At 62.6% G+C, this 16,331-nt stretch carries 11 protein-coding genes; all 11 read left to right on the forward strand.

Annotated elements, in window-relative coordinates; genetic code table 11:
* The first annotated feature begins 1 nt into the window (after position 1).
* The 11 genes from D0550_RS04900 (at position 2) to D0550_RS04950 (ending at position 16,328) form a co-directional block, all read left to right on the forward strand.
* The gene (locus D0550_RS04900) at positions 2–1,168 is read left to right on the forward strand and encodes a dihydrolipoamide acetyltransferase family protein (RefSeq protein ID WP_116807990.1); all 1,167 of its coding nucleotides are present in this window, start codon (positions 2–4) and stop codon (positions 1,166–1,168) included.
* Positions 1,169–1,281: 113 nt separating this feature from the next.
* Positions 1,282–6,114 (forward strand): NAD-glutamate dehydrogenase, encoded by a 4,833-nt coding sequence (locus D0550_RS04905; protein ID WP_116807991.1) that lies wholly within the window; start codon positions 1,282–1,284, stop codon positions 6,112–6,114.
* 261 nt (positions 6,115–6,375) lie between these two features.
* A complete protein-coding gene (gene gpmA, locus D0550_RS04910; protein WP_116807992.1) occupies positions 6,376–7,131 on the forward strand; it encodes a 2,3-diphosphoglycerate-dependent phosphoglycerate mutase in 756 nt (251 codons plus the stop codon).
* A gap of 500 nt (positions 7,132–7,631) precedes the next feature.
* Positions 7,632–7,985 carry a hypothetical protein gene (locus D0550_RS04915; protein WP_116807993.1) on the forward strand — a complete coding sequence of 118 codons (354 nt, stop codon included), beginning with the start codon at positions 7,632–7,634 and terminating at the stop codon, positions 7,983–7,985.
* A gap of 34 nt (positions 7,986–8,019) precedes the next feature.
* Entirely contained in the window at positions 8,020–9,453 is a 1,434-nt protein-coding gene (locus D0550_RS04920) for an undecaprenyl-phosphate glucose phosphotransferase (protein ID WP_116807994.1), read from the forward strand.
* Complete coding sequence (gene epsE, locus D0550_RS04925; protein WP_206606094.1) at positions 9,443–10,255, forward strand: polysaccharide export protein EpsE; 813 nt, start codon at positions 9,443–9,445, stop codon at positions 10,253–10,255. The genes D0550_RS04920 and epsE overlap by 11 nt, the downstream gene beginning before the upstream one ends.
* Before the next feature lie 45 nt (positions 10,256–10,300).
* Positions 10,301–11,731 carry a chain length determinant protein EpsF gene (gene epsF, locus D0550_RS04930; RefSeq protein ID WP_116807996.1) on the forward strand — a complete coding sequence of 477 codons (1,431 nt, stop codon included), beginning with the start codon at positions 10,301–10,303 and terminating at the stop codon, positions 11,729–11,731.
* A 37-nt stretch (positions 11,732–11,768) separates the two neighbouring features.
* The gene (locus D0550_RS04935) at positions 11,769–12,644 is read left to right on the forward strand and encodes a polysaccharide biosynthesis tyrosine autokinase (RefSeq protein WP_116807997.1); all 876 of its coding nucleotides are present in this window, start codon (positions 11,769–11,771) and stop codon (positions 12,642–12,644) included.
* Between the two features lie 67 nt (positions 12,645–12,711).
* Positions 12,712–13,917, forward strand: coding sequence for a hypothetical protein (locus tag D0550_RS04940; RefSeq protein ID WP_153067036.1), 1,206 nt, complete (start codon positions 12,712–12,714; stop codon positions 13,915–13,917).
* A gap of 9 nt (positions 13,918–13,926) precedes the next feature.
* Positions 13,927–15,090 (forward strand): glycosyltransferase, encoded by a 1,164-nt coding sequence (locus tag D0550_RS04945; protein WP_161965637.1) that lies wholly within the window; start codon positions 13,927–13,929, stop codon positions 15,088–15,090.
* 35 nt (positions 15,091–15,125) lie between these two features.
* Entirely contained in the window at positions 15,126–16,328 is a 1,203-nt protein-coding gene (locus D0550_RS04950) for a glycosyltransferase (RefSeq protein ID WP_161965638.1), read from the forward strand.
* Positions 16,329–16,331: the final 3 nt, after the last annotated feature.

Consider the following 16,331-nt stretch of genomic DNA (forward strand, 5'->3'; position numbering starts at 1 on the left):
TATGAGCGTGACCTTCAACCTCCCGGACCTCGGCGAAGGCTTGCCCGAAGCGGAAATCGTGTCGTGGCACGTCCAAGAGGGCCAGCACGTCGAAGTCGATCAACCGCTGCTGTCGGTGGAGACGGCCAAGGCCGTTGTCGATGTGCCGAGCCCGTACTCCGGCAACATCGTTCGCCTGCATGCAAAGCCCGGCGATACTGTGCAGACCGGCAAGCCGCTGGTGGATTTCGATCTGCCGCCGCAGGCCAGCGCCACCGCCGCACCTTCGAATCAGGGCATGGTCGTCGGCCACATGGCCACGCGCAACGAAGAGCTCGTCGATCACGCCATTGTCGGTCGCGGTCGTCGTGCATACAGGGATCGCGAGCGCGTGCGTGCGGCGCCGGCCGTTCGCATGCTGGCGAAGCGCCTGGGCGTCGAGCTGTCCGCGTGCCAGGCGACCGGCCGGCATGGATTGGTGAGCGTCGACGATGTGCTCGCTCGGGCAAATCTGAGCAAGTCACAACAACGCGCGCCGGCCGTCCCCGGGCTTACCGATGCCGACAAGCTGCGCGGCCCGCGCAAAGCCATGGCACAGAGCATGGCGCTGTCTCGCGACGAGATCGCGATGTGCACAATCTTCGACGACGCCGATATCGATGTTTGGAAGGATCGCGGTGACATCACGGTCCGGCTGGTCCGTGCCATCGTCGCCGGTATCCAAGCGGAACCGGCACTTAACGCGTTGTTCGATCCTGCCGGCCCGTCGCGCAAATTGATGGAACAGGTTCATCTGGCGATCGCAGTGGATACAAACGAGGGCCTGATCGTTCCGGTTCTGCGTGATGTCACTTCGCAGTCGGCCGCGCAATTGCGCACTCAACTGGACGACATCAAGCAGCGAACGCGCGCCCGTACCATCACGCCAGAAGAAATGCGTGACTACACGTTCACACTTTCAAACTTTGGTACGGTCGCCGGACGGTATGCAACTCCGCTAGTAGTGCCACCGACAGTTGCAATTCTGGGCGCGGGCAAGCTGCAAAGAGACGTCGTTGCCGGCGCAAATGCCCCGGAAATACACGTTCGTCTGCCGTTGTCATTAACGTTCGACCACCGTTGCGTAACCGGCGGCGAGGCACTGCGTTTTCTCGCTGCGGTCATCACTGATCTGCAGTTGCCGAGCTAACCGCCAAGAAGCTCGCGAGCGCGTCGTTATTCCATTTTGGTGCACCCGGCACCAGGGGGTTCTATTACCCTATAGGTTCAGTCGTCACGAGAGAGGCTCAGCATCGTCGCATCATGACCACGACCATTCCCGCTGCACGTCAGAAACTGATCGAGCGCATCGCTCAGTCCGCCCGCACGCTGAAGAAGCGCGGTGATCCACTGGATGTTCAGGAGTTCGTCCGCCAGTACTACCGCGGCGTCGGCGAAGAGGATTTGGCTGAATACCGGCCCGACACGCTCGCGGCGATCGCCCTGGCACATCTGCGCAGCGCCAGCGTGCGCAAGCCCAACCGTCCGCTGGTGCGTGTATTCAATACGGATGAAGCGCGCGATGGCTGGAGCACGACGCACACCATCGTCGAAGTGACCAACGAAGATATGCCGTTCCTGGTGGACTCGCTCGGCATGGTGCTGACCCAGGCGGGTCTCACGATTCACATGATGGTTCACCCGGTGCTGCCGGTCCGGCGCGATCGCGCAGGAAAGCTTGAAGCACTCGGCGAGAACGGCGACGCGAAGAAGTTCACGCAGGAGTCGTGGCAGCACATTGAGATCGATCGCATCGGCGCGCCGGAGCGGCTGCAGGAAATCGAGCAGAAGTTGTTACGCACGCTCGAAGACGTGCGTCTGGCCGTCGGCGATTGGAATGAAATGCGCCAGCGCGCCACCGAGCTGGCCAACGAGATCGAGCGCGACAACCCCGGCGTACAGCCCAACGAAGCGCGCGAAGCCAAAGCGCTGCTCGACTGGATGGCCGCCAATCATTTCACCTTCCTCGGTTATCGCCAGTATCAATTGAAACGAGGCCGCAGCGAGGACCTGCTGGTGCCCATGCCGGAAACCGGCCTTGGCATCCTGCGCACCCGCAAAGGTTATCGCGCCGAGCCGACCGTGCTCACCGGCGAGCTGCGCGAACACGCGCGTCAGCCCGAGTTGATGCAGATCACCAAGGCGAACTCCGTCTCCACCGTCCATCGCTCGACCTATCTCGACTACGTCGGCGTGAAGACCGTCGATGCGCAAGGCCGCGTCACCGGCGAGAAACGTTTCCTCGGCTTGTTCACCTCCGCGGTTTACAACCGCAGCCCGCGCGAAATTCCGATGCTCCGTCACAAGATCGAGCGCGTGGTCGGACACTTCGGCCTGGACCCGGCCAGCCACGACGGCAAAGCGGTCGTGCACGTGCTGGAAACCTATCCGCGCGACGAGCTGTTCCAGGCCAGCGTCACCGACCTGATCCGCACCGTCCGGGGCATCGTCAATCTGTACGAGCGTCAGCGCGTGCGCGTGTTCCTGCGTCGGGACACCTTCGGTCGTTTCTATTCCGCCCTGATCTTCGTGCCGCGTGACCGCTACAACACGCAGGTCCGGCAGAAGATGGAAGCGGTGCTCAACGACAAGCTCAAAGCCACCGCCATCGAATCGCAGATCCAGCTGTCCGAATCGGCGCTGGCTCGGGTGCACATGATCATTCGCCTGCCGATCGTCGGCGGCCCACGCATCGATGCCGAAGAGCTGGAGCAGGCGATCGCCGAGACCGTGCTCACCTGGAGCGACAAGCTGCGCGATGCCTTGATCGACAAGCATGGCGAGCTGGATGGCCGCCTGCTGGCGGAGAAGTTCCACAACGCCTTCCCGGCCGCGTACGAAGAGGACACGAGCGCCGAGGTGGCGATCGACGACATTCGCCAGCTCGACGAAGTCATCGCCGACACCGACAAGATCGCCATGCGCCTGGCGAACGGCGAAGGCAAGACAGTGCACCTGCGGCTGCTCCGAGCGGCCGCGCCAATCGCCTTGTCGCAGGCATTGCCCATTCTCGAAAACATGGGCTTCATGATCGTCAGCGAGCGCCCCTATCGCATCGCTGTATCCGGCGGCCGCCCGATCTGGCTGCAGGATTTCGAGATGCAGCGTCGCGACGGCAGCACGATCAGTCCCGCGGCTTTGGGCGAACGGTTCACCGACACGTTCTCGGCCGTGTGGACCGGCCGCGCCGAGAATGACGGCTTCAATCAACTCATCGTGGTCACCGACCTCACCTGGCGTCAGGCCAGCGTGCTGCGCGCTTACTGCCGTTACGCGATTCAAACCGGAGCGAGCTTCAGCCAGGCGTACATGGAGCAGGTGCTGACTTCGAACGCCAGGATCGCGACCATCCTGTCGCAGCTGTTCGAAGCGCAGTTCGATCCGGCGCACAAGCCGGCCAAGCGCAGCGCCGACGTGGATCGGCTCAAACAAGAGCTGGCCGATCTGCTCGACTCGGTGCGCAGTCTCGATGAAGACCGCATCCTGCGTCGCTTCGCGCACGCCATTCAGGCGACGCTGCGCACCAACTACTTCCAGACGGACTCGAGCGGCGCGCCCAAGCAGTGGCTGTCGTTCAAGCTCGATTCGCGCAGCATTCCGGAAGTGCCGCAGCCGCGCCCGGCATTCGAGATTTTCGTTTACTCACCGCGCGTCGAAGGCGTCCATCTGCGCATGGGTCAGGTTGCCCGCGGCGGCCTGCGCTGGTCCGATCGTCGCGAGGACTTCCGCACCGAAGTGCTGGGCCTGATGAAGGCGCAGAACGTGAAGAACACCTTGATCGTGCCGGTCGGCGCGAAGGGTGGCTTCGTGCCCAAGCGCATGCCCGCCGGTGCGAGCCGCGAAGACGTGCAGCGTGAAGGTGTCGAGTGCTATCGCACCTACATCTCGGCGCTGCTCGACATCACCGACAATATCGTCGAAGGCAAGATCGTGCCGCCGCCGCAGGTGGTCCGTCGCGATGGCGACGACCCTTATCTGGTGGTGGCAGCCGACAAAGGCACGGCAACCTTCTCCGACATCGCCAATCGGCTGGCGGCCGACTACAACTTCTGGCTCGGCGACGCCTTCGCCTCGGGCGGCTCGGCCGGTTATGACCACAAGAAGATGGGCATCACGGCACGCGGCGGCTGGGAATGCGTGAAGCGCCACTTCCGCGAGATGGGCGTCGATACCCAGTCGCAGGACTTCACCGCCATCGGGATCGGCGACATGGCCGGTGACGTGTTCGGCAACGGCATGCTCCAGTCGCCGCACACCCGGCTGCTGGCGGCGTTCAACCATCAGCACATCTTCCTGGACCCGGATCCGGATGCGGCCGCCTCTTATAAAGAGCGCCAGCGTATGTTCAACCTGCCGCGCTCCAGCTGGGAGGACTACAACCGCAAGCTGATTTCCAAGGGCGGCGGCGTCTACGCGCGCAATGTCAAATCGATCAAGGTGTCGCCGCAGGTGCAGGCCATGCTCGGCATCAAGCGCGACACGTTCACGCCGATCGAGCTGATCCGCGCAATTCTGTGCATGCCGGTCGACCTGCTGTGGAACGGCGGCATCGGCACCTACGTAAAAGCCACCGACGAAACTCATATCGACGTGGGTGACCGCGCCAACGACGCCTTGCGCGTCAATGGCCGCGATCTGCGCTGCAAAGTCGTCGGCGAAGGCGGCAATCTCGGCTTCTCGCAACGAGGGCGCATCGAATACGCGCTCGGCGGCGGGCGCATCAACACCGACTTCGTCGACAACTCCGGTGGCGTCGATTGCTCGGATCATGAAGTCAACATCAAGATCCTGCTCAACAACCTGCCCAAGCGCGCCGGCCTGACGCTGGACAAGCGCAACGCGCTGCTGGTCGACATGACCGATGAGGTCGCCTCCCTGGTGCTGCGTGACAACTATCTACAGAGCCAGGCGCTGTCGATGCTGGAGGCCCGCGCGAGCAAGGACTTGCTCGAGCATGCGCATTCGATCCGTCGTCTCGAAGTGTCGGGGCTGCTGGATCGCGGGCTCGAATTCCTGCCGGCCAGCGAAGAAATCAGCGAGCGGCAGCAGGCGAACAAGGGCCTGACGCGGCCCGAGCTCGCCATCCTGCTGGCGTACGCCAAGATGGCGCTGTACTCGAAGCTCATCGATTCGGATGTGCCCGAGGATCCGTTCCTGGGTCACGAGCTGGAACGTTACTTCCCGGCGTTGATGCAGAAGCGGTTCAACAAGTATCTGCCCGAGCACCGCTTGCGCCGGGAGATCATCGCCACCGCGACCACCAACAGCATCGTCAACCGCATGGGCCCGACGTTTGCTCGTCGGATCCAGGAAGACACCGGCGCCAACGCCGGCACTGTCGCCCGCGCTTACGCCATTGCCCGCGAGTTCGTCGCCATGCGCGACACCTGGGCCGACATCGAGGCGCTCGATACGAAGATTGCCGCGTCGGTTCAGTACGAGATGATGTTCGAGACCACTCGCATGCTGCGGTTCTGCACCTACTGGCTGATTCATCGCCAGAGTGGGCAGCTCGACATCGAGCGCCAAGTCTCACGCTTCCGCCGTGGCATGAAGGACCTCGACAGCCTGTTGCCCAAGACGCTCAGTGGCGATGACCTCGCGGTCTACAACAATCGCCATACTCGCTACGCCGGCGCCAACGTGCCGGACAAGCTCGCCCGGCGCATGGCCAGCCTGATGGCGTTGCGCTCCGGCCCGGATCTGATCGAGATCTCCGAAGCAAGCAGCCTGCCGCTGGATCGGGTGGCCGCGCTGTACTTCGGCGTGGGCACGGCGCTGTCTTTGGACTGGATCCGGGAGCAGGTCGAAGTGCTCGGCGTGGAAGGTCACTGGCAGGCGGTGGCACGCACGACCTTGCGGGACAACGTCTACAACCTGCAGCGAGCGCTGTGCTTGCAGGTCATCGCGGAGTCCAAGCGCGCCAGCAAGGAAGGCAAGACCGTCCCCACCGAGTTGCTGGAAGGCTGGATCACGCGCCATCGCGCCGCTGTCGATTATCTGCGACAGACGGTCAGCGACATGCGCGCCTTGCCAGCAATGGACTTCGCAACACTGTCGGTTGCGCTACAGGCCGTCCGCCGCATGACGGAATGACCGTCCGCCAATGCCTTGGGAGCGCCGCAGGCGCTCCCAAGGAATGAAAGTCGGCTCGAATAACAAAAAAATGCCGGTTTTATTAACACCGCAATGACGATTTTATTAACACGCTGAGCACGTGTTGTTAGCGCCGCAACTGACGGCAACTGGCGACAGCCATTGCTGCTTCCCAGGACACTATGAATGAACGAAGCGACACCTGCGGCTTAGGGGTGATGTCTGATATAAAGTCGTCCCTGCTCCACCCTCACTTTAGTTATGCCCGGCCAACTCGTACTTCTGCGTCACGGACAAAGCACCTGGAATCTGGAAAACCTGTTCACCGGCTGGGTGGACGTGGATCTGACCGAACAGGGCCGCAATGAAGCGCGTGCCGCTGGCAGATTGCTCAAACAAGAAGGCTTCGAGTTTCAGCAGGTGTTCACCTCGGTGCTCAAGCGCGCCATCCGCACCATGTGGATCGCGCTCGATGAGATGGACCGCATGTGGCTGCCGGTGGAGCGCAGCTGGCGCCTGAACGAGCGCCACTACGGCGCCCTGCAGGGGCTGAACAAGGCCGAGACTGTCGAAAAATTTGGCGCCGACCAGGTGAAGATCTGGCGCCGCAGCTATGACATTCCGCCGCCGGCCCTGTCGCTGGACGACGAACGCCATCCGCGTTTCGACCTGCGCTACGCCTCTTTGCAGCCGCAAGAGCTGCCAACCACCGAATCTTTGAAGACTACCCTCGATCGAGTGCTGCCGTACTGGAACAACCGCCTCGCTCCGGAGTTAAACGCCGGACGAAATGTATTAGTCGTCGCACACGGCAATAGTTTGCGCGCGCTTGTAAAGATGCTCGACGGTATGTCCGATTCAGAAATCGTCGAGTTCAACATTCCGACTGGGGTCCCCATCCATTACCAGTTGGACCAGGCGCTCAAGCCCACCTCGCGTCGCTTTCTGGGCGATCCCGAGGCCATCAAGGCCGCAGCTGAAGCCGTCGCGCGACAGACCGAAAAGAAATCGGGTTAACGAAGGAACGGAAGGATTGAATCTGCGCTGTCGCTATTCGCGAACAGCGCAGCGGGCGGATTGCGACTCGTGCAGTAAAACAACAGATGTTTGTAACGCTGTTGTGTTGTCAGCAGTGACTTGGACGGGCGGCAATTTAACACTTGAAATCAACGTTCCACATTGATGCACAGCTGCAATTGAACTGTTCACGCATGACGCATGTCATCTGCTCGTCGTGTTCGAATGTTGTACTTGCGCAGCAAACGAGATTGGTCTAATTAGCCTGCCAAGGTTGTATTTGATGCATTTCGGTGCGCGTTGCGTTGTTTCGCCGTTCAGCGACGGCAAGAATTACATTGGAATAGAACTTGCTTCGTTGAAAGCAAGCGTAAATGGGGCAAGACGTAATGAGTCTTGCGAAATGTTTAATTGCGAGCCGTGGGGACGGGGGCGCAAACGCACACAACGATATGCGACCGAGCCTGTCCGCGTGTGCGTCATTGATTGAGGAGTGATGCATGCGTCTGATCAAACTCGCGCTGGCTTTCGTAGCCGTGAGTACTAGCTGGGTCGCCAGTGCGACCCCGGCTATCAACAGCACTGTGAGTGGCTCGATCGCCGTCCCGGCGGCGGCCACCACTCAAATGGTCGCCGGTCCGGCCCAGGTGCGCCTCGATGGCAACGGCCTGAGCGGCAACCTGACCAGCAACTTGAGCAACGATGTCCGGGCGAGCTCCGGTTCGGCGCCCGGCAGCATGGACGACTCGATGTCGCGCGGCTGGCTGATGGCTCTGGTGACGGTGTTGCTGATCGGCCATCAACTGCGCCGCAAGCATCGTTTCCTGCGTCCCCAGCGCTTCAGCGACCTCTGATTGCTGAACCGCTGCCGCACGGGCGCGAAGTAAGATGCTCAATCAACGTCAACCCTTGAGGTCGTACGACCGGTCGGCCGCCGTCAGCGCGTCGGAGCCGACCTCGCTGTTCGTCCTGAAGTCACTGCTGTATCCGGTGATGCCGGTGCTCACACTGGGCCTGTGCATGCTGGTGTGGCGCGAAAACCTGCTGCAGGGCCCGTACTTCCTGATGGCGGTGCTGGCTTTCTTCGGCGCCGCCGACGTGCTCGACGCCCTGCCGATTGCGCCACCGCGCCGACGCTCGATGGCCATTGCTTCGCTGATGGGCATCATCTTCCGCTGGTCCCTGGTGATCGCTTTCATCTGGGCGCTGCTGGAAATCGCGGGCATTGCCAACCAACTGCGCTGGGAAGTGCTGGTTAGCTGGGCTGTCTCCACGCCCCTGGTGCTGTGGGTCGGTCGGCTGTACGCGCCGCATTTGTTCATGCGGGCCAGCAACAGCGGCGCACCTCGCAGGGTCGTGATCGCCGGCGCCAACCGGCTCGGCGCGAAGCTGGCGAGCAATCTGCAGGAATCGCCCTGGCTGAACATGGAAGTGGTGGGTTACTTCGACGACCGCGATTCCGGACGGTTGCCCGAGGAGTGCGCGCATCGCGTGCTGGGCAAGCTGGGCTGGATGCGCGACTACATCGCTCGCAACTCGATCGACGTGGTCTACATAACGCTGCCGATGACCCGTCATCCGCGCATCACCGAGCTGTTGCAATCGTTAAAAGATTCGACGGCCTCGGTGTATTTCGTGCCCGACCTGACCATGTGCGACCTGGTGCAGCCGCGCTTCGACCTGGTTAACGGGGTGCCGGTGGTGGCGGTGTGCGAATCGCCGTTCTACGGCGGGCGCGGTATCGCCAAGCGCCTCAGCGACATCGCGATCTCCGCGGTGGCCATCGCCTTGCTGTCGCCGGTGATGCTGGCGGTCTCGGCGGCCATCCGCCTCACCTCGCCGGGCCCGGTGATCTTCCGCCAGAAGCGCTATGGCTTGGACGGCAAGGAGATCGTGGTTTATAAGTTCCGCTCAATGACCGTCACCGAAGACGGCAATAAGAGTTATACGCAGGTCACGCGCAACGACGCGCGCGTCACTTCAGTTGGGGCATTCATTCGCGCCACGTCGCTGGATGAACTCCCGCAGCTGTTCAATGTCCTGGAAGGAACCATGAGTATCGTCGGCCCGCGCCCGCACGCGGTCGCGGTCAACGAGCAGTACCGGCGGTTGATCCCCGGCTACATGCTCCGGCACAAAGTTAAACCGGGTATTACCGGTTGGGCGCAGGTCAACGGTTTCCGTGGCGGCGATGACATCGGCTCCATGCGTTCGCGCATCGAACATGATCTGGAATACCTCCAGCACTGGTCGCTGACGCTCGACCTGATGATCATCCTCAAGACAGCTATGGTGGTTTGGAACGACAGACATGCTTATTAGTCCGATGGCGCGCCGATTTGCCTCAACGCTGAGCGCGGTGCTGCTGATGATCTGCTCGATGCTGAGCAGTGCGAGCTTTGCGGCGGATTCGGACTATCGCTTGGGACCTGGCGATCTGTTGCGGGTCAACGTGTTCGGCTCACCGGAGCTGTCCGGCGAGGTGCGGGTCAGCGAGTCCGGCAACATCACCTATCCGCTGATCGGCCAGGCGCAGGTGACCGGCAAGTCGCCAGCGCAGGTCGAAGCGCAGTTGGTGAGCGCGTTCGTCGAGGGCGGCTATTTGAAGCAGCCGCAGGTGTCGGTCCTGGTGGTGGAGTACCGCAGCCAGAAGGTGTCGGTGATGGGGCACGTCAGCAAGCCCGGCCAGTATTCGCTGCAATCGAGCAGCCGGGTGCTGGATTTGCTCGCCGAGGCCGGCGGTCCGGTCAATGGCGAGGCGGCCGACGTGGCGACCCTGATGCGCAAGGACGGCAGCAAGACCCCGGTCGACTTGTCCGCGCTGTTCATGGGCGACCCCGCCCAGAACCACGAGGTCGCTGGCGGCGACACTTTGTATGTGCCGCGCGCCCCGCAGTTTTATGTGTATGGCGAGGTGCAGAGACCCGGCATGTACAAGCTCGAGCGCGGCATGACGGTGTCACGCGCAATCTCGGCCGGTGGCGGCCTGACGACACGCGGCTCGGAACGCCGGGTGGTAATCAAGCGCAAGGACAAGGACGGTAAGGAACAACACTACTCGGCGAAGGGCCCTGACCTGCTGCAAGCCGACGACGTGTTGATGGTCAAGGAAGGCTTGTTTTGAATTGGCGCCTGAAATGATCGAAACGGTTACTGGGAACGAAGCACTATGATGGGCCTCGCTCAAATGTTGAGAGTTCTGCGTGGACGCGCACTGCTGTTCACGACCATTGTCCTGGTCGTCGTGACCGGGGTGGCCGTGATCAGCTTCCTGTCCCCGAAGAAATACGTGGCGGAACTGGCGCTGGTGGTCGATCTGCAGGGCAGCGACCCGATGAAGGAGCAGGCGCTGGCGCCGATGCTGGTGCCCACGCACCTGTCCACCCAGACCGAGATCATCCGCAGCCGCAACGTGGCGCTGAAGGTCATCGAGAAGATGGGCCTGGCCACCAACCCCGAAGTGGTTGCCAGCTTCCGCGACAGCGGCACCGACACCGATCTGAATTCCTGGCTGGTCGACAACCTGCTGCGTAACGTGGACGCGAAGACCGCGCGCAGCAGCAACATCATCCGCATCTCCTATAGCAGCTCGGATCCGGTGCAGTCGGCGGCTATGACCAACGCCTTCGCCGACGCCTATATCCAGACCAGCCTGGAGCTGAAGGTCGACCCGGCCCGCCGCCAGGTGACCTGGTACGAACAGCAGGTTTCGCAGCTGCGCGAGGAGTTGGTCGCCGCTCAAGTCCGGCTGTCCAAGTATCAGTCGGATCACGGCGTGCTCGGCGTCGATGCCGCGCGCATGGACGTGGAAAATGCACGTCTGCAGGAGATCTCCAATCAGCTGGTCTCCGTGCAGGCGCAGATGTTCGATGCCAACGCACGCTCCCAGCAGATCACGTCCAGCGAGGAGCTCGACTCGCTGCCGGATCTGATGAAGAACCCGACCATCCAGAGCCTGAAGTCGGAGCTGGCCCGCGCCGAGACCCGGTTCGCCGAGGTCAGCGAGCGTTACGGCGTGAATCACCCGCAGTACATCGCGACCAATGCCGAAGTGGCCGCGCTCAAGTCCAAGCTCAACGTCGAAATCGGCGTGACTCGCGGCTCGCTGCGGCAGAGCGCGGAAACGGCCCGTCGTCAGGTCGGCGCCGTGCAGAAGGCGCTGGAAGAACAAAAGGACCGCATCATCGCGCTCAAGCGCCAGCAGGACGAGCTGGTCGTGTTGACCCGCGATATCGAGAGCGCCCGCACCGCTTACGACGCCGCACTCGCGCAGGCCAACAAGACCAAGCTGGAAAGCCGCGTCGATCGCACCAACGTCGCCATCCTCAATCCGGCCACGCCGCCGCTGCTGCCGGCATCGCCCCGGATCATGCTCAACCTGGCCGTCGGCTTGTTCGCCGGCATCGCGCTCGCCATCGGCCTGATCCTCACGCTGGAAGTCTGCAACCGCCGGTTGCGCTCCGCCGAGGACCTGGCCGACTTCACCGATTTGCCCGTGCTCGCGGAACTGCCGGCGTTGCCGGCGGCTGCGCGTCGTCATCGCCAACGTGAAGTGCGCCGCCAGCTGAAGCTGCAGCCCGGCGTTGCCCCAGCGAACTGAACGCTCCACTGAGATCGAGTCATTGAGGACGCCCGTGATGGACGCCGCTGTCGAACCCAGATCCCGCCTGCCCCGGGTCACCCGCCCGCGGATCCGTATTGGCGAGATCCTGCTGAACATGGGTGCGCTCTCGGAAGCCGATCTGCAAAAGGTGCTGGCCGCGCACCTGGATCGCGGCGAGCCCTTCGGCAAAGTGGCCGTCGCCATGAAACTGATCACCGAGGGCGAGCTGCGCTCGGCCCTGGCCCAGCAGTTCAGTTATCCGATCGCTCGCATTGGCGAGTCGGCGCTGTCGCCACTGCTGGCGGCGGCCTACGAGCCTTTCGGTCAGTACGCTGAAGGATTGCGCACGCTGCGCAGTCAGCTGCTGATGCGCTGGATGGGCGAGCATGACTGCACGCTCGCTGTTTGCTCGGCGCGCAGCGGCGAAGGCTGCAGCGTGCTGGCCGCGAATCTCGCGATCGTGTTTGCCCAGCTCGGCGAGCGCACGCTGCTGATCGACGCCAACCTGCGCAACCCGGTCCAGCATCATCTGTTCGGCCTCGGCGAATGCGATGGCCTGACCGACCTGATCAAAGGCGCCTCGCGCACCGAGAAAGCCCTGCGCAAGGTCGCGCAGTTCGAAAGTTTGAATGTGTTGACGGCCGGCACGCCGCCGCCGAATCCGCAGGAGCTGTTGAGCCGCCTGCCGTTCGCTCAGCTGCTGGATGAAATGGCCGGTCGTTACGACGTGATCATCCTCGACACGCCGCCGCTGCTCGAGTTCGCCGATGGCCAGATCATCGCAACCCGCGCTCGCGGCTGCCTGCTCGGCACGCGCAGGGACAGCACGCGCCTGATCGACATCGCCCGCATGAAGGCGCAGCTCGATCCCAACCTGACCCACGTGTTGGGCACTGTGATCAGTGGCTGAAACGACGGCAATCGGCAACATTAGCGGCGTCCACGTCGCGCCGCGAGCACAACAGCACCGCGATTTCGTGCCCCTGCTCCTGCTGTGCACGCCGATTGCGTGCGCCAGCCTGTTGTCGAAGTTCGGTATTCCCGGTTACGCCGTCCTGGGCATCGGCATCGCCATTCCTGTGATGATGCTGGTGATCGCATACGGCGTAGTGAACAACTGCGTGCGCATCGAGCCGCGGCGCCTCGGGTTCTACTGCATCACTCTGTCGGTGCTGATCCTGCCGCAGCTGTTACAGGCCGGCACGTTCTCGCTGGACTCGCTGATGATGCTGGCGCTGCTGCACATCCCTTACGTGCTGGTCGTGGTCCGCGGCGACGAGCTCGTGCCGAAGGCACTCACCTTCTTCTTCTATGTCGCCCGGCTGCTCGCTTGTCTCGCGATCGCTCAATATTTCCTGCAGGGCTTCATCGATAACGCCTTTCTGTACCCGATCGACAACCTGATTCCGCAACAGTTCGTGGTGCAGGGCTTCAATGCCCAGGGCACGATCAGTTACGCCTCGACGCAGGTCCGCGCCACCGGCATGTTCATGCTGGAGCCGTCCTTCCTGGCGCAGTTCCTGGCCGTTGCCATCATCGCGGAGTCGGTGACGAATCGACGTCTCTGGCCGCTCGGTCTGTACACCGTCGGCATCATCATGGCGCATGCCGGCACCGGCATCCTGATCCTGCTGGTCTGCATGCCCTTCGTGGTCTTCATTCACCGCCGTTGGGACCTGCTGGCGCTGGGCATCGGCGCCCTCGTGCTGGTCGTGGTGTTCGGCGAGATATTGGGCCTGGACTTCATCAGCAATCGCGCCGGCGAGTTCGACGATCCGAACTCGAGCGGCTTCGCGCGCTTCGTCGGCGGCTTCTACATGTTCGAAGACATGCTGTGGCCCAATCTGTCACGCGCGCTGTTCGGCTACGGTGCCGGCGCGTTCATGAACTACGTGCACCTGTTCACCATCGAAGTGGCCGACATGCCGGTCACCAAGATGATCTTCGAATTCGGGCTGGTCGGCGCGTTCACCTACTTCGCGTTCATCGCCAGCAGCCTGTTTGCTTCGCCGCTGCCGCGCATGCTGAGCGTGGCCATCGCGCTCACCTTCCTGCTCAACGGCATGTATGTGCCGTTCTCGCATGGCCTGGCGCTTGGCCTGCTGGTGCTGACTTCCACACGGAAAGTGCCGTTGGTCGCGCCGAACGTGGCCTCGAAGACCACGCTGCCCAAGCGGATCTGAGGAATGATCATGTCACTGGAACTCGTCCTGCTGCTGCTGGCGGTGCTCTGTCTGGGCTTGGCCCAGCATCCGTTCGTCACCTACCCGCTGTCGCTGACACTGATGAAGAAAGTGTGGCCGCACCGAGCGAAGCCGTTGCCGGCCCGCAAGCCGCACCTCGACTTCACGATCTGCATGTGCGCCTACAACGAGGAAGGCGTGATCCGCGAGAAGCTGCAGAACCTGCTGGCGCTGAAGCAGCGGGAGCCCGGGCTGGAGATTCTCATTTATGTGGACGCGGCCAGCGATCAGACCGCCAAGCGTCTGCGCGCTTATGCCCCGCACATCAGCTTCCACGTTTCGCCCGCCCGGCATGGCAAGACCTATGGCATGAACCTGCTGGCGAGCCGCGCGACCGGCGACGTGATCCTGTTTACGGACGCCAACGTCATGCTGGACATGGAAGTGCTCGACAAGCTGCGCGAGTCGTTCGCCGATCCCGAGATTGGCTGCGTCTGCGGCAACCTGATCTATACGAATGAGGGCGAGTCGGTCACGGCATCGACGGGCTCGCTGTACTGGCGTCTGGAAGAAAGCATCAAGCGACTGGAACAGCAGACCGGCTCGGTGATGGGCGCCGACGGCTCCTTGTTTGCCGTGCGCCGCTCGCTGCACAAGACCCCGCCGGATCACATCATCGACGACATGTTCGTGTCGTTCTGGGTGCTGATCCAGGGCTATCGCATCGTGCAATCGAAGGACGCGCGCGCTTATGAAGAATCGGCGAGCAACGCGTCCGACGAGTTCGGCCGCAAGGCGCGCATCGCCTGCCAGGCGTTCAACGTGCATCGGCTGATCTGGCCGCACATCCGCAAGCTGAACTTCATCACCGTCTACAAATACGTGTCGCACAAGCTGCTGCGCTGGCTGTGCATCTACTTCCTCGCGCTCAGCGGCATCTTCGCGATCGCGGCGCTGGCCGTGGCCGGATACACATGGGCCGCTGTCGTGCTGGTCGCGGCCGCCATCATTGGTTTCATTCTCGGTGCCCGCTACGCGATCAAGCCGTTCTCGCAGATCGTCGACATCATCACCAGCATGGCGGGCGCGGGATTGGGTGTTTGGAAATCGGTGCGTGGCGAACGGTTCCAGACCTGGACGCCCGTCGCCTCGTTACGCAAGGTCGCCGAATGAGATGTTTGTGGATCAGCCGGCATGTGCCCTACCCCATGAACGAGGGGTTGAAGGTGTACTCGGCAAAGCTTTCCGAAGCGCTGGCGCAGGCCGGTGCGTTCGTGCGCGTGCTCGGTTTTGGCGGCACTGAAGCCACGCCGAAGAATCGCGCGCGCATGGAATGGGTGTCGGTGCCAGGCGCGCGCAGAAGCACCGCCGTCGCATTGTTGAATCGCTTTCCTTTGACCGCAGCCGTTGATTCGACGAGCGCATATCGTGCGCTGCTCGAAGAGCAGCTGCGTGAGCCGTGGGACGCGATCGTCTTCGATAGCTATGGCACCGGCTGGGCGCTGGATCGCTGCAAGGCGTATCGCGCCACCAAACTCGGCGCCAAGACCATCCTGGTGCACGTTTCTCACAATCATGAGGAAGTGCTGTGGCATGCCATGGCCCGGCAGGCCGAAGCGGGTTTGCCCAAGCGGCTGGCGCTCTGGCAGAACTACTACAAAGTTCGCGGCTTGGAGCGACGGTTACTGCGTGAGGTCGATCTGGTTTCGGCCATCACCATCGAGGATGAGCAGGCATTGCGCGCTCATCGCAGCGACAACAACACGCTCACGTTGACGCCCGGCTACGACGGCGGCGTGGCGCCCGAGCGAGTCATCGACGCGTCAGTACCGCGTCGTGCCGTGATCGTCGGCTCGTTCCAATGGGTCGTGAAGCGCGAGAATCTCGCCCGCTTCGTCGAGCATGCCGACGCCAAGTTCGCCGCCAACGGCATCGAGCTGGTCGTCGCCGGTGACGTGCCCGATGACTTGAAACAAACGTTGCTCGCGACCAGTCGCGCGACGCGTTTCGAGGGCTTCGTCACGGACCTCGCGCCATTCCTCGCGCAGGCGCGCATCGCCGTCGTCCCCGAGCTGATCGGCGGCGGCTTCAAGCTGAAGTTCTTGGACTACATCTTCGGCCGCGTCCCGGTCGCGACCGTGGACGCCGCAGCTGCTGGCCTGCCCGCCAAGCTGCGCGAAGATTTGATCACCAGCACCGATTTCGAAGGCCTGACGTCGGCCATCATCGAGCACATCGATCGTCTGGAACTGCTGAATCGCTTGCAAACGAGCGCGTTCGAGCAGGCCAAGACCTTATATCGATGGGAAGACCGCGGGCTGCAGCTGCAGCAGCGCATCGCGGAGTTACAGAAGGCGCGCGCGAATTCCCTCGCGCAATCGGCGGCCACTGCCGCCGCTGCAAACGCCTAAGCA

The organism is Steroidobacter cummioxidans (assembly GCF_003104955.1).

Coding starts and splice junctions, on each gene's coding strand:
- D0550_RS04900 (WP_116807990.1), top strand. CDS start 2: ATGAGCGTGACCTTCAACCTCCCGGACCTCGGCGAAGGCTTGCCCGAA.
- D0550_RS04905 (WP_116807991.1), top strand. CDS start 1,282: ATGACCACGACCATTCCCGCTGCACGTCAGAAACTGATCGAGCGCATC.
- gpmA (WP_116807992.1), top strand. CDS start 6,376: ATGCCCGGCCAACTCGTACTTCTGCGTCACGGACAAAGCACCTGGAAT.
- D0550_RS04915 (WP_116807993.1), top strand. CDS start 7,632: ATGCGTCTGATCAAACTCGCGCTGGCTTTCGTAGCCGTGAGTACTAGC.
- D0550_RS04920 (WP_116807994.1), top strand. CDS start 8,020: ATGCTCAATCAACGTCAACCCTTGAGGTCGTACGACCGGTCGGCCGCC.
- epsE (WP_206606094.1), top strand. CDS start 9,443: ATGCTTATTAGTCCGATGGCGCGCCGATTTGCCTCAACGCTGAGCGCG.
- epsF (WP_116807996.1), top strand. CDS start 10,301: ATGATGGGCCTCGCTCAAATGTTGAGAGTTCTGCGTGGACGCGCACTG.
- D0550_RS04935 (WP_116807997.1), top strand. CDS start 11,769: ATGGACGCCGCTGTCGAACCCAGATCCCGCCTGCCCCGGGTCACCCGC.
- D0550_RS04945 (WP_161965637.1), top strand. CDS start 13,927: ATGTCACTGGAACTCGTCCTGCTGCTGCTGGCGGTGCTCTGTCTGGGC.
- D0550_RS04950 (WP_161965638.1), top strand. CDS start 15,126: ATGAACGAGGGGTTGAAGGTGTACTCGGCAAAGCTTTCCGAAGCGCTG.